Raw genomic sequence first — 13,154 nt, 5'->3', positions numbered from 1 at the left:
GGGCGGCGCCCCCCCGCGCCCCGGGGGGCCCCCCGGGGGGGGGGGCGCGCCACCCCCCGCGGGGGCCGGGCGGGGGCCGCCCCCCCCCCCCGGGGGGGGGGCGCCCCCCCCCCGGCCCCCCCCGCCACCGGCATGTCCGCTTACGTTCTTCCCGCTGTGAGCCACCCGACCAACGGTGGCCGTGCACAAGGGAGATCGGAGGTGTACTCGTGCGGATCGGACTGCTCACGGAGGGCGGATACCCGTACACGACCGGAGAGTCCCGGCACTGGTGCGACCGGCTCGTGCGCGGGCTCGCGCGGCACACGTTCGACGTCTACGCGCTGAGCCGCAGCGCCCGCCAGGAGGACGCCGGCTGGGTACCGCTCCCGCCCCAGGTGCAGCGCGTGCGCACGGCCCCACTCTGGGGCCCCGAGGGCGACCGGCCCGACCGGCGCGGCGGGCGCACGTACGGACGGCGCGAGCGCCGGCGCTTCACCACCTGCTTCGCGGAGCTGGCCGCCGCCGTCTGCGGCTCGCCGGAGGACGGCCCCGACACCTTCGCCCAGGGCCTGTACGGGCTCGCCGACCTCGCCCGCGAGCACGGCGGCCTCTCCGCCGCCCTCCGCTCCGAGTCCGCCGTGCGCGTCCTGGAGTCCGCCTGCCGCGCCGGTGGTGCGCGCCGGGGCGTGCACGGCGCCACCGTCCCCGACCACCTCGCCTTCGCCGACCAGGTGGAGCGCGCCCTGCGCCCCCTCTCCCTCGACTGGTACGGCGAGGAGGGCCTCGGCGCGGCCGACCTCTGCCACGCCGCCTCCGGCGGGCCTGCCGCCCTGCCCGGACTGCTGGCCAAACGCTTCTTCGGCGTCCCGCTGCTGGTCACCGAGTACGGCGTCCAGCTGCGGGCGCACTACCTCGCCGCCGCCGGCGCACCGCTGAGCGGGCCGGTGCGCGCGCTGCTCGCCGCCTTCCACGGCCGCCTCGCCGGCGAGGTCTACCGGCAGGCCGCGCTGATCACACCGGGCAACGCCCACGCCCGCCGCTGGCAGGAGCGGTGCGGCGCCGACCGCGCCAAGCTGCGCACGGTCCACCCCGGCATGGACGCGGGCCGCTTCGCCGCGGTCGGCGAGGGCACCGACGGCGGCGACCCGGGCACCCTGGTGTGGCTGGGCCGGATCGAGCCGGCCAAGGACCTGGTGGGCCTGCTGCACGCCTTCGCCGAGGTGCGCGGGCAGTGGCCGGAGGCCCGGCTGCGGATCGTGTCCGCGGCGCCCGCCCGGGACGCCGAGGCCGCCGCGTACCGCGTGCACTGCGAGGCGCTGGCCGCCCAGCTCTTCCCCGACGAGGCCGCCCACGCGCACGCCGTCGGCGACAACCCGGTCTCCTTCGAGGACCTCGGCGGCCCCGGCGCGCCCAGCCTCGCCGACACCTACGCCGGGGCCGGGCTGGTGGTCCTCTCCAGCGTGGTCGAGGGCTTCCCGCTCCAGCTGGTCGAGGCGATGCTGTGCGGCCGGGCCACCGTGTCGACGGACGTGGGGGCGGTCGTGGAGGTCGTCGGCGGTACGGGGCTGGTCGTGCCCCCGCGCAATCCGCGGGCGCTCGCGGACGCCTGCCTGGCGCTGTTGCGCGACCCGGCGCGGCGCGAGCGGCTGGGCGCCGCCGCACGCGCCCGCGCACTGGAGCTGTTCACGGTGGAGCAGAACGTCGCGGCGTTCCACGGCCTCTACCTGGAGGTCCTCTCCCGGGCCCCGGTCCACCGGGACGCGGAGGGCGTCGGCGCCGACGGTGCGCCGCTGCCGTTCGCCCACCCGGCCGAGGCGTACGTGCCCGGCCACTGGACGGTCCGCGGCTCCGGGGCGACCACCCCGGCCTGGGCGGACGGCGGGGCCCCGGACGGGGACGCGGCGGACGTGCCGGTCGCGGTGGGTGCGCCCGCGGTGCCGCCCCCGGCCGCGGCGCCCGCGCCCGCCGCCGTGTCCGCGGTCGCGGGGAGGACGGACGGCCATGTCTGACGGACCCGCACCCACCCCCGCGTCCGGCCCCGCCCGGAGCCTCCCGGCCACCCGCGCGGAGGCGCTCCTCGCGGAGCCCGCGCTCGGCGCCGTACCCGGACCCGGGCCCGGACGCGCTGAAAGCGCAAGCGCCGGAAGCACCACAAGCACCGCAAGCGACGGACGCATCGGAAGCGCCGGACGCGCCGCAAGCGCCGCAAGCACCGCAAGCGACGGACGTGCTGGAAGCGCCGCTCCTCCGGTGACCGTCCGGCGCGGGCCCGCCGATCCCGTGAAGGCGCTGCTGCACCGGCACCGGGAGCTGTGCGAACGGGCGGTCGACCCACTGGAGATCGCCGCCGGACTGGAGGCGCACGGGGTCACCGACCGGACGGCCGCCCGCTTCCGGCACCGTGACGTCTTCTCGCTCGCCGAGGAGCTGTACGCGCGCGTGCCGCGCGAGGACGACACCGCCCGGTCCCGGACCGCCACCGCCCCGGCCGCCGCCGGGCGGGCCCCGGCGTGGAACGCCCGCGCCGTGCTCCTCGCCCTGCTGCCGGGCGCCCTGGCCGCGCTCGCCCTGGTCGCCGTCACCGTGACGGACGGGGTGCCGCGGGCCGCCGCCGGGGCGGGCGGCGCGCTCGCCGTGGCCGTGGCGCTCACCGCCGGCCGGCCCTCCGGCGGGCGCCCGGCGACCGGCACGCGCGTGTGCACCGCCTTCCTGCTGCTGTACGCCCTGTTCGGCGACGGGCTGCTGGAGCGGCTGCTCGCCGGCGGCCCGGACGGGACCTGGCCCCCCGAGGCGCCGGCGCTCCTCGGCCTGGCCCTCGCCGCCGCGCCCGCCGCCTGGTGCGCCCGGCTGTTCGCCGCCCGGGCGGCGGGAAGGCTCGACGGCAGCCGCGGCCTCGCGGACTTCGCGGCCCGGACCCGGCCCCTGCTCCTCGGTGTCACCGCCCTGTACGCCACCGCCCTGACCGCCCTGCTCACGCTGGTGGGGGCCGCCCTGGACCACGGCCCGCCCGGCGGGGGCGTCCTGGCCCTCGGCCTGCTGCTGTTCCTCGCCCGCCTGCTGACGCTGCACGGCTTCGGGGGTGCCGCCGCGGCCGGGCTCCTCGCCGCGTGCGCCACGGAGGGCCTCGCCCTGGCGACCGTCCCGGCCGGGCGGCTCCCCGGCCTCGGCGTCCTGGCCCGCCCCGCCGAGGCCCTCGTCACCGGCTGGGGCGCCGGGGCGGTCCCCACGCTGGCGTGCGGCGCCGCCGCGCTCGGCCTGCTGGTCCACGCCGGTGCCGTCCTCACCCGGGCCTCGGCCCACGCCGGGCCCGGCGGTCGCTGACGGCCCGGCCGCCCTCCCCGCCGTACACCCCTCCCGCCCTGACCGTCCGTCACCACCTCACCAGTCCCACCACCCTCACCACCCGCAAGGAGACAACGACCATGACCCTCCGAACCCCCGCACCCGCCGCCTCGCGCGAAGGGGGCGCGCGATGAGGGTGCTGCTGCTCGGCGCCAATGGATTCCTCGGGCGCTTCGTCGCCGACCGGCTGCTCGCCGACCCGGCCGTCCACCTGACCGCCCTCGGGCGCGGCGACGACGCCGACGTCCGCTTCGACCTCGCCGGCGGCAGCCCCGGGGCGCTCACCCGGTTCCTGGACGCCGTCCACCCCGGTGTCGTCATCAACTGCGCCGGGACCACCCGGGGCGGGGCCCGCGAGCTGACCCGGCACAACACCGTCTCCGTCGCCACCGTCTGCGAGGCGCTGCGCCGCAGCGGCTGCGGGGCCCGCCTGGTCCAGGTCGGCTGCGCCTCCGAGTACGGGCCCGCGCAGCCCGGCTCGTCCACCGCCGAGGACGCGGTGCCGCGCCCCGGCGGGCCGTACGGCGTGTCCAAACTGGCCGCCACCGAACTGGTGCTGGGCTCCGGCCTCGACGCAGTCGTCCTGCGGGTCTTCTCACCGGTCGGCCCCGGCACCCCCGCCGGGTCGCCGCTCGGCCGCCTCGCGGAGGCCATGCGGCGCGCCATGCAGACCGGGGACGGCGAGCTGAAGCTCGGCGGCCTGGGCGTGCAGCGCGACTTCGTCGACGTGCGCGACGTGGCGCGGGCCGTGCACGCCGCCTCCCTCTCCGCCGCGCAGGGCATCGTCAACATCGGTACGGGCCGGGCCGTACGCCTCCGGGACGCGGCGGCCGTCCTCGCCAGGGTCGCCGGGTACGCGGGCTCGCTGCACGAGCTGGACGCGCCCTCCCGGCCGCCGCTGCCCGCGGCGGGCGGCATGGCGTCGATCGTCGCCCAGCGCGGCGAGAGCGCCCCCGACCAGGCGGTGCCGCCGGTCCACCCCTACCCCGACGGCTGCGGCAGCTGGCAGCAGGCGGACGTGCGCACCGCCCGCGACCGGCTCGGCTGGCGGCCGCGGATCAACCTGGAGGAGTCCCTGGCGGACATCTGGATGGAGGCGGCGTGCCGCATCTGACCCGTCCGGACACGAGCCTCTCCGCGACCGGGGCGGAGCGGCTCGGGTTCGGTGTCCCCGGCTACGCGCACCCGCTGCTCGCCCCGGTCGAGTGGGCGGAGCTGACCCGCCCCGGGGCGCCGCTGCACTGGGCCGTCCTCAATGTTGCCGACGGCCCGGGCTCGCGGCCCGACCCGCACTGCCTGGAGGCGGCCGGCAGGCTGCGCAACGCGGGCGTGCGGGTGCTGGGCCACCTCGACCTGCGCCACGGCTCCCGCCCGTTCGCGGAGATCGTCTCCGACGCGCACCGCTTCCTCGACTGGTACCTGGTGGACGGCTACCTGCTGGACCGCTGCCCCACCGACCGGGCCGACCTCGCCGCCGTACGGAGGATCACGGCCACGCTGGAGGTGGTCCTGGAGCGCGCCGACGGCGGGCACCTGGTGCTGGGCCACGGCACGCACCCGTCCCCCGGGTACGCGGAGGCCGCCGACCAGCTGGTGACCTTCTCCGGTCCGTGGAGCGAGTACCGCTGGTCGCAGGCGCCGGAGTGGACCGCCGGACATCCTCCGGAGCGGTTCGTCCACCTCGTCCACGGGGTGCCGCGCACCCATCTCGACGAGGCGATGCGCATCGCCCGCTGGCAGGGCGCGGGGACGATCTTCTTCACCGACCGGCCCGGGGACGGCACCGGACAGAACAACCCATTCGCGGCCCTGCCCGGCTACTGGGACGAAATCGTCTCGCGGATCGGACCGGGTGTCTCGGAATGAGGAGGGCCGTGGCAGTGTTACGGAAGAACAACCGTACTGACTACCGACCAGCAGTATTGATGAGGTCTCCGTGTCGCTGCCACCCCTGGTCGAGCCGGCTGCCGAGCTCACCGTAGACGAGGTCCGCAGGTACTCCCGCCACCTGATCATCCCGGACGTCGGGATGGACGGGCAGAAGCGGCTCAAGAACGCCAAGGTGCTCTGTGTGGGCGCCGGCGGCCTCGGTTCGCCCGCCCTGATGTACCTGGCCGCGGCCGGGGTGGGCACCCTCGGCATCGTGGAGTTCGACGAGGTCGACGAGTCGAACCTCCAGCGCCAGATCATCCACAGCCAGTCCGACATCGGCCGCTCCAAGGCCGAGTCCGCCCGGGACAGCGTGCTGGGCATCAACCCGTATGTGAACGTGATCCTTCACGAGGAGCGGCTCGAGGCCGAGAACGTGATGGAGATCTTCGGCCAGTACGACCTGATCGTCGACGGCACGGACAACTTCGCCACGCGCTACCTGGTCAACGACGCGTGCGTGCTGCTGAACAAGCCGTACGTCTGGGGCTCGATCTACCGCTTCGACGGCCAGGCGTCGGTCTTCTGGTCCGAGTACGGCCCCTGCTACCGCTGCCTCTACCCCGAGCCCCCGCCGCCGGGCATGGTCCCCTCCTGCGCCGAGGGCGGCGTGCTGGGCGTGCTGTGCGCGTCCATCGGCTCGATCCAGGTCACCGAGGCGATCAAGGTCCTGGCCGGGGTGGGCGACCCGCTGGTCGGCCGGCTGATGATCTACGACGCCCTGGAGATGCAGTACCGCCAGGTGAAGGTCCGCAAGGACCCCGACTGCGCGGTCTGCGGCGAGAACCCGACCGTCACCGAGCTGATCGACTACGAGGCGTTCTGCGGTGTGGTGTCCGAGGAGGCCCAGGAGGCCGCGCTCGGTTCGACCATCACTCCCAGGCAGCTCAAGGAGTGGATCGACGGCGGCGAGAAGATCGACATCATCGACGTCCGGGAGCAGAACGAGTACGAGATCGTGGCGATCCCCGGCGCCCGCCTGATCCCCAAGAACGAGTTCCTCATGGGCAACGCCCTCCAGGACCTCCCGCAGGACCGGAAGATCGTCTTGCATTGCAAGACGGGTGTCCGCAGTGCGGAAGTCCTGGCGGTGCTGAAGTCGGCGGGCTTCGCCGACGCGGTGCACGTGGGCGGCGGCGTCATCGGCTGGGTCAACCAGATCGAGCCGGAGAAGCCGGTCTACTAGGACGGTGACGGAAGGGGGCCGGGCCCGGTGCGGGTCCGGCCCCTTCTGTCTGCGCCGCAGTTCCTGAAGAGGCACTCAGGAGCAGGTCGTCCCGTCCGCCGGGACCTTGCCGTCCAGCAGGTAGGCGTCCACGGTCTCCCGCACGCACGCGTTGCCCCCGGTGTAGGCCCCGTGCCCCTCACCCTTGTTGGTGAGCAGGACGCCCACGCCCTCACCCAGCTCGTCCGCCATCCTCTTGGCCCCCTCATAGGGTGTGGCCGAGTCCCCGGTGGTGCCGACGACCAGGATCGGCCCGGCTCCCGGGGCGCTCACCTCGGGCTCGGCGCTCTCGCCCTTCACCGGCCAGCCGGCGCACCAGCCCGCCGTGTCCCAGGCCATGAACTCCGCGAACGCCGGGGATATCCGGCGGAACTCCGGCAGCAGCGCCCTGGCGTCCGCCGCGGTGGGCCGGGTGCTGCTGTCCGCGCAGGAGATCGCCCGCTGGGAGTGCGCCTGGGTGCCGTACGTCCCGTCCGGGCGGCGGTCGTTGTAGACGTCGGCGAGCCGCAGCAGGGCGTCGCCCTTGCCGGCCGCGGCCTCCTCCAGGCCCTTGGTGAGGTACGGCCACATGCTCTCGGCGTACAGCGTCTGCGCGATGCCGGTGAGCGCGAGGCTCTGGGTGAGCTCGCGGCCGTCGGCGGTCGGCAGCGGCGCGGTGTCGAGCCGCTTCAGCAGCGCCGCCACGCGCGCGGTGCCCGCCCCGGCGTCCTCCCCGGTGGACGCGAAGTAGTTGTTCAGCGCCCGCTGGAAGCCGGTGGCCTGGTTGCGGGCGTGCCCGGCGGTGTCGGCCGTCGGGTCGACCACCGCGTCCAGCACGGTCCGGCCGACATGGCGCGGGAAGAGATGGGCGTACGTCGCGCCGAGCTGCGTCCCGTAGGAGAAGCCCAGGTAGTTGAGTCTGGCGTCGTCCAGGACGTGCCGGACCAGGTCCAGGTCCCGGGCGGCGTTGGTCGTCGTGACATGGGGGATGACCGCCCCGGACCGCTTGGCGCAGCCCGCGCCGAAGTCGGCGCCGTCCTTGAGGAAGGCGGCCTCCTCGGCGGGCGTGTCGGGCGTCATGTCGGTCCGCGCCAGCGACGCGGCCTGCTCCGCGCTGCTCCGGCAGACCACCCCGGCGCTGCGCCCGACCCCGCGCGGGTCGAAGCCCACCAGGTCGTACCGCGCGCCCAGCGTCCCGAACTGCTCGGCCGTCTCCGGCAGGCCGGTCACTCCGGAGGCCCCCGGGCCGCCGAAGTTGAACAGCAGCGAGCCGATCCTGCGGTCCTTGTCGCGGGCCTCCTTGCGGATCAGCGCCACGGGGATCGTCGCGCCGTCCGGCTTCGCGTAGTCGAGCGGCACCTTCACGCTCGCGCAGCGCCACTCCGGGCCGGGCCGCTCGCCGCCCTCGGGCGCCTCGCAGGCGCCCCAGTCCGGCTTCTGGCCGGTGAGCGCCGCCGGCAGCGAGGCCATCGCGGCGCCCTTGGAGGACCCGCCTCCGGCGCCCGCGCTCCCGCCGCCGTCACCGGTGCCGCTGTCGCATCCGGCGGCCACCCCGGCCACCAGCACCGCCGAGAGCGCCGCGGCGCCGGCCCGTACCCGCATGGACATCTGTGTCCCCCCAACTGTGGTGGCCGAACAGTCATCCTAGGGGCGGCCACCGACAGTGTGACGAGCACACGGTGTCACCGGATCACCGGCACACCGTCCCGGACTTCGGCACGGTGCCGTTCAGCAGGTAGGCGTCCACGGCCCGCTTCACGCACGCGCTGCCGCTGTTGTACGCGCCGTGGCCCTCGCCCTCGTACGTCAGCTCCACGCCCACGCCCTTCCCCAGGGCCGCCGCCATGGCCTTGGCGCCCGCGTACGGCGTGGCCGGGTCGCCGGTGTTGCCGATGACCAGGATCGGCGCCGAGCCGGGGGCGCTGACGTCCGGGTGCTCCCAGGTGCCGGGGACGGGCCACTGGTTGCAGCTGATCAGGCCCCAGCCGAGGAAGGAGCCGAAGACCGGGGACGCCTCGCGGAACCGGGGGAGCTTCGCCTTGGTCTCCGCCACGGAGAACCGGGCCTTGTCGTCCACGCAGTTGATGGCCGCGTTGGCCGCCTGGAGGTTGCTGTAGGAGCCGTTCTGGTCGCGGCCGTTCATGGAGTCCGACAGGGCGAGCAGCAGCCCGCCGTCACCGCCGTCCGCCTCGTCGAGGCCCTGCTCCAGATACGGCCAGTACTCCTTGGAGTACAGCGCCTGGGCGATGCCGTTGGTGGCCTGCGTCTGGGTGAGCTTGCGGTCCCCGATGCCGTTGATGGGCTTCTTGTCGAGCCGGGCGAGCAGGTCGGTGACGAACCGCTCGATCTCCGCCGGTGTGCTCCCGGGCAGCTTGCAGGCGTCGCCGCGGCGGACGCAGTCGGCGGCGAAGTTGTCCAGCGCCAGCTGGAAGCCCTTCGCCTGGCCGAGCGCCCCCTGCTCGGCGGTTCCATTGGGGTCGACGACCGCGTCGAAGACGGCCCGGCCGACGGTCTTGGGGAACAAGTGGGCGTACACGCCGCCCAGTTCGGTGCCGTAGGAGATGCCGAAGTAGTACAGCTCGGGGTCGCCGAGCACCTGGCGCATCAGGTCGAGGTCGCGGGCGGCGTTCTGGGTGCCGACGTACCGGAGTTCGTCGCCCGAGTTCTCCTCGCACGCCTCGGCGAACTTCTTCAGGCCGTTCTCGTACGCCTGCTCCTCGCGCGCGTCGTCGGGGGTCGAGTCGAGGGCGAAGAAGGCGTCCAGGGCGCGGTCGTCCTCGCACTCCACGCCCGCGCTGCGGCCGACGCCGCGCGGGTCGAAGCTGACCAGGTCGTAGCGGGTGCGCAGGGTCTCGTAGTCGCCGGCGAAGGAGGGCAGGGCGGTGATGCCGGAGCCGCCGGGGCCGCCGAAGTTGAAGATGAGCGAGCCGATCCGCTTCGCCGGGTCGGACGCCTTGGCCCGGATGAGCGCCAGCTCGATGGTCTCGCCGTCCGGGTCGGCGTAGTCCAGCGGCGCCTGCATGAAGGTGCACTCCCACTTGGTGCCGCCCGGCAGCGGGGAGGGCGCGGTGCCGCCGCCCTCCTGGAGGGTGGGCGCCTCGCACGGCTCCCAGGTCAGCTTCTGGGTGGCGAGGTTGTCCGGGCGGTCCGGGTCCTGCCCGGCGTCGCCGCCGCCCGAGCAGCCGGCGGCCAGCAGCACGGTGGCGGTCGCGGCGGCCAGCGCGGCGGCGGACCGGGTGACCGGGCGGCGCCCGCCGGGGCGGGAGGCGCGCGCGGCGGCTCGCCGTGGAGTGCGGAGGACGGCGGACCGGGCGGCGCGGTGGGTCATGCGTCCATGGTGCGCCCGCCGTCCGCCGGGCGCCCGCGCCCAGGTCCATGCGGGTGGCCGGGGCAGGGGCGCCGTACGGGCCCGGCGCCCCTGGTCTTCTAGAGCGCTTCCTTGCGGGTCAGGAAGTTGAAGGAGAACCACCCCGGCAGCACCGGCAGCCACAGCGTCATCAGGCGGTAGAGCAGCACCGCCGGCGTCGCCACCTCCAGCGTCATCCCGCCCACACCGACCAGGCCGGCGATCAGCGCGCCCTCGACGGCCCCGACGCCGCCCGGGGTGGGCGCCGCCGACCCCAGGGCGTTGCCCGCCAGGAACACCACGGCGAGGCTGGCGTAGCTGAGCGGCTGGGCCCCGTGCGAGAACGCCCGGATCGACGCGTCCAGGCAGAGCACGAACGCACCGGTCAGCAGCAGCATGCCGCCGATGCCGGTCAGCAGCTTCACCGGCCGCTGGAGCACGTCCAGCATGCGCGGCACCACACCGGCGAACAGCGACCGCAGCCGGGTGGAGACGAACTTGCGCATGGCCGGCACCGCCGTGACCACCAGCACCAGGACCGCCACGGTCAGCAGGCCGGCGATCACGGTCCTGGACGGGGTGAAGTCCTGGGTCTTCTCGGTGCCCGTCAGATAGCCGAAGGACAGCAGCAGCAGGATGTGCGCGCCCAGTCCGAACAGCTGCGAGGCACCCACGCTGGCCACCGCCAGGCCCGGCCGGACGCCCGAGCGCTGGAGGAACCGGGTGTTCAGCGCCACGCCCCCGACCGCCGCCGGGGCGACGATCTTGACGAACGACCCGGCGACCTGGGCGACCACCGTGCGCCCGAAGGAGACCCGTTCCGGTACGAAGCCGAGCAGGCTCATCGCGGCGGCGACGTAGCTGAGCGCGGAGAAGAACAGCGCCGCCGCGATCCAGGCCCAGTCGGCGTCGGCGATCGTGGACACCGACAGCGGCGCCTGGGCGATCTGCGAGAGCAGGAAGTAGATCGCGATGGCGCCCGCGATCAGGCTGATCAGCGTCCGCGGACGGATGCGCTCCAGCCGTACCGGCTCCACCGGCGCCTGCGGCCGGATCAGCAGCACCTGCTGCCGGATCAGGGCCAGCAGGTCCTCCTCCCGGGCCTCGTCCATCGCCTCGTCCAGGGCCCGCTTCTCGGCCTGCTTCTCGGCCCGTACCGCCTTGCGGTCGGCCCGCTTCTCCTTCTCGCTCTTGCCGGCGTCGTCGGCGTGGCCCTCCAGGCGCGCCTGCTTGGCCGCCTCCGACGCGGCCAGCACCGCCTCCCGCTCGCGCTGCGAGCGCTCCCGGGCGAGCCGGCGGAGCGTCGCGCGCGTGGAGCGGCTCAGCGCGATCGGCTGGAGCAGCGGCAGGCAGTCGGCGACCGCGTCCGGGCCGAGCACCTCCACCGCCGCGGCCACCGCGCGCTCCGCGCCCACCCGCAGGCCCAGGGTGGTGAGCAGCTGCGCGATGTCCATCCGCAGCACCAGGTCCCCGGCGGCGATCTCCCCGCCCCGGAGATCTGTGATGATCACTTTGCCGGAACGATCCACCAGGAGGGCGTCGCCGGTCAGCCTGCGGTGCGCGATCCGCCGCGACTGGAGCGCCTTCACCTGCTGCCAGGAGCCCCTGACCACCTGGTCGGTGATCTCCCCGTCGTCCAGCGCGTCCAGCGAACGGCCGCCCAGGTGCTCGTACACCAGCATCACGGCGTCCGGGCCCAGCTCGGAGGTGGCGATCAGCTTCGGGGCGTTGGCGCCGGCGGCGATCGCCGCGTACGCCAGCAGCGCCTCCTGCTCCAGGGCCTGGCGCAGCGACTGGAGGGAGCGCCGGGTGGTGATCCCGCGCAGCGTCAGCCGGCGCCACACCCGGTAGAAGAACCCCTGCGCCTGCTGCTCGCGGTCGACGACGGTGACGTCGAGCGGCGGGCCCTCCTCCAGGCTCACCAGATAGCGGCGGCCCCGGTCGCCGTGCTCGGCGGACTCCGGGAAGTCCTCGGCGCGCATCGCCGACACCGGGCGGAAGCCGACGTGCCGCAGCCCCGCCAGGAGCGTCTGACCGGTCGGCCGCACATTGGGGGAGCCGACCGCGTACAGCGTCCCGTAGGCGACGGTCCAGCCGATCAGCACGGTCAGGATGATGGAGAACGGCGTCGTGTAGTTGGCGACGAGCATCGCGAACGCGTCGAGCAGCAGCACCACCCACAGCGACACCCGCCAGCGCGGCCGGCGTGCCATCCCCACCGCGGTCATATAGGCGATGACGGGGGCGAGGTAGCCGTGGACCGGGTCGGACAGCCCGCCGTCCGCCTGGGGCTGCGTCAGCGCCTCCTGGATGGTGCCCGGGGCCGCCCTGGCGACCCACAGGTCGGTAGCCAGGGTGACGCCGTGCGCCAGTACGGCGGCGAGGACGCCGTCCGCGATGCGCAGCCCGTCCCTCTTGACCAGCCGTTCGATCGCGAAGGCCACCGGGACGAGCAGGACGGCGATGCTGGAGACGAGTCCGGCGACCTTGACGAAGACGTCGGGAGCCTGCCCCGTCCCCTTGCTGATGTCCTCCTCCAGCCCGGTGGTGGTGGCGTGGGCGAAGGCGGCGATGGCGATGACGACGCCGATCGCCAGGATGCCGATGAGCAGGCGCAGCAGGTCGGACGGCCGGTGCACGCGTGCGGCGAGCAGCGGCTCGTCACCGGAGACGCGGTCGATGTGCCTCTCCGCGTTCACGCATACCGTCTCCTTCGTCTCATTCTTCTCCATCGTCTCAGGAGGCCCCGAAGTGGTCTCCACCTCGGCCGGCCGCACATCCCGCCCCTTCGCCGTCTCTGTGTCCTGTTGATCTCGTATCACCGGTCACCGCCCGGAAGATGGTGGCATGACCGGGCGCCACCGGGGGCCATCAGGGTGCATTGCCCCCGTTGTCGGTGGTGTGGTGCAGGATGGTCCGGATGAGTATCGAGGAGTGCCCGGAGTACCCGGAGTACGCGGAGAGGGTGCTGGAAGTCGCCGAGCTGATCCCCGCCGGGCGGGTGATGACGTACGGGGACGTCGCCGAGTGGCTCGGCGAGGGCGGCCCCCGCCAGGTGGGGCGCGCGATGGCGCTCTACGGCGGCGCGGTGCCGTGGTGGCGCGTCGTCCGGGCCGACGGACGGCTCCTGCCGGGCGCCGAGCAGCGCGCCCTCGGCCACTACCGCGAGGAGGGCACCCCGCTGCGCGACGCGGCCCGCGCGGCCGGCGACCACCTGCCGCGGATCGACATGCGGCGGGCCCGCTGGGACGGCGGCGATGGCTCCGGTGGCGGCTCCGGCGGCGGAGGCCCCGGCGCGCGTGCGATGGCTCACAGGTGACAGCTTCCGCCATGCGGCGCCCGGCCGGGCGG

The 13,154-nt window shown here is 74.9% G+C and carries 9 protein-coding genes; 6 read left to right on the top strand and 3 right to left on the bottom strand.

Features of this window, described 5'->3' with window-relative positions; translation table 11 throughout:
- Positions 1-209: 209 nt before the first annotated feature.
- The 5 genes from ACF08D_RS13010 to moeZ all read left to right on the top strand — a co-directional run bounded on the left by ACF08D_RS13010 (position 210) and on the right by moeZ (position 6,439).
- Positions 210-1,991 (top strand): DUF3492 domain-containing protein, encoded by a 1,782-nt coding sequence (locus ACF08D_RS13010; RefSeq protein WP_392222662.1) that lies wholly within the window; start codon positions 210-212, stop codon positions 1,989-1,991.
- A gap of 241 nt (positions 1,992-2,232) precedes the next feature.
- A complete protein-coding gene (locus ACF08D_RS13005; protein WP_392222661.1) occupies positions 2,233-3,303 on the top strand; it encodes a hypothetical protein in 1,071 nt (356 codons plus the stop codon).
- 151 nt (positions 3,304-3,454) lie between these two features.
- Complete coding sequence (locus tag ACF08D_RS13000; protein WP_392222660.1) at positions 3,455-4,438, top strand: NAD-dependent epimerase/dehydratase family protein; 984 nt, start codon at positions 3,455-3,457, stop codon at positions 4,436-4,438.
- Positions 4,426-5,190, top strand: a complete 765-nt coding sequence (locus tag ACF08D_RS12995; RefSeq protein ID WP_392222659.1) for a spherulation-specific family 4 protein — start codon at positions 4,426-4,428, stop codon at positions 5,188-5,190. Before ACF08D_RS13000 ends, ACF08D_RS12995 begins: the two co-directional genes overlap by 13 nt.
- Positions 5,191-5,260: 70 nt before the next feature.
- Positions 5,261-6,439 (top strand): adenylyltransferase/sulfurtransferase MoeZ, encoded by a 1,179-nt coding sequence (gene moeZ / locus ACF08D_RS12990; protein ID WP_392222658.1) that lies wholly within the window; start codon positions 5,261-5,263, stop codon positions 6,437-6,439.
- 75 nt (positions 6,440-6,514) lie between these two features.
- On the opposite strand, the gene ACF08D_RS12985 is transcribed toward moeZ, so the two are convergent.
- The 3 genes from ACF08D_RS12985 to ACF08D_RS12975 form a co-directional block, all read right to left on the bottom strand.
- Positions 6,515-8,065, bottom strand: coding sequence for an alpha/beta hydrolase (locus ACF08D_RS12985; protein ID WP_392222657.1), 1,551 nt, complete (start codon positions 8,063-8,065; stop codon positions 6,515-6,517).
- Positions 8,066-8,147: 82 nt separating this feature from the next.
- Entirely contained in the window at positions 8,148-9,785 is a 1,638-nt protein-coding gene (locus ACF08D_RS12980; RefSeq protein ID WP_392222656.1) for an alpha/beta hydrolase, read from the bottom strand.
- A gap of 98 nt (positions 9,786-9,883) precedes the next feature.
- Entirely contained in the window at positions 9,884-12,535 is a 2,652-nt protein-coding gene (locus tag ACF08D_RS12975; protein ID WP_392222655.1) for a lysylphosphatidylglycerol synthase domain-containing protein, read from the bottom strand.
- 188 nt (positions 12,536-12,723) lie between these two features.
- Here ACF08D_RS12975 and ACF08D_RS12970 point away from each other — a divergent pair, with 188 nt between their 5' ends.
- The gene (locus tag ACF08D_RS12970) at positions 12,724-13,122 is read left to right on the top strand and encodes an MGMT family protein (RefSeq protein ID WP_392222654.1); all 399 of its coding nucleotides are present in this window, start codon (positions 12,724-12,726) and stop codon (positions 13,120-13,122) included.
- Positions 13,123-13,154: the final 32 nt, after the last annotated feature.

The organism is Streptomyces sp. NPDC015131, from assembly GCF_043079975.1.
GTDB lineage: Bacteria > Actinomycetota > Actinomycetes > Streptomycetales > Streptomycetaceae > Streptomyces.
The sequence above is the reverse complement of the archived record's forward strand: the minus strand, read 5'-3'. Positions and strand labels throughout refer to the sequence as shown.

Coding starts and splice junctions, on each gene's coding strand:
- ACF08D_RS12975 (WP_392222655.1), bottom strand. CDS start 12,535: ATGGAGAAGAATGAGACGAAGGAGACGGTATGCGTGAACGCGGAGAGG.
- ACF08D_RS12985 (WP_392222657.1), bottom strand. CDS start 8,065: ATGTCCATGCGGGTACGGGCCGGCGCCGCGGCGCTCTCGGCGGTGCTG.
- ACF08D_RS13000 (WP_392222660.1), top strand. CDS start 3,455: ATGAGGGTGCTGCTGCTCGGCGCCAATGGATTCCTCGGGCGCTTCGTC.
- ACF08D_RS12980 (WP_392222656.1), bottom strand. CDS start 9,785: ATGACCCACCGCGCCGCCCGGTCCGCCGTCCTCCGCACTCCACGGCGA.
- ACF08D_RS12970 (WP_392222654.1), top strand. CDS start 12,724: ATGAGTATCGAGGAGTGCCCGGAGTACCCGGAGTACGCGGAGAGGGTG.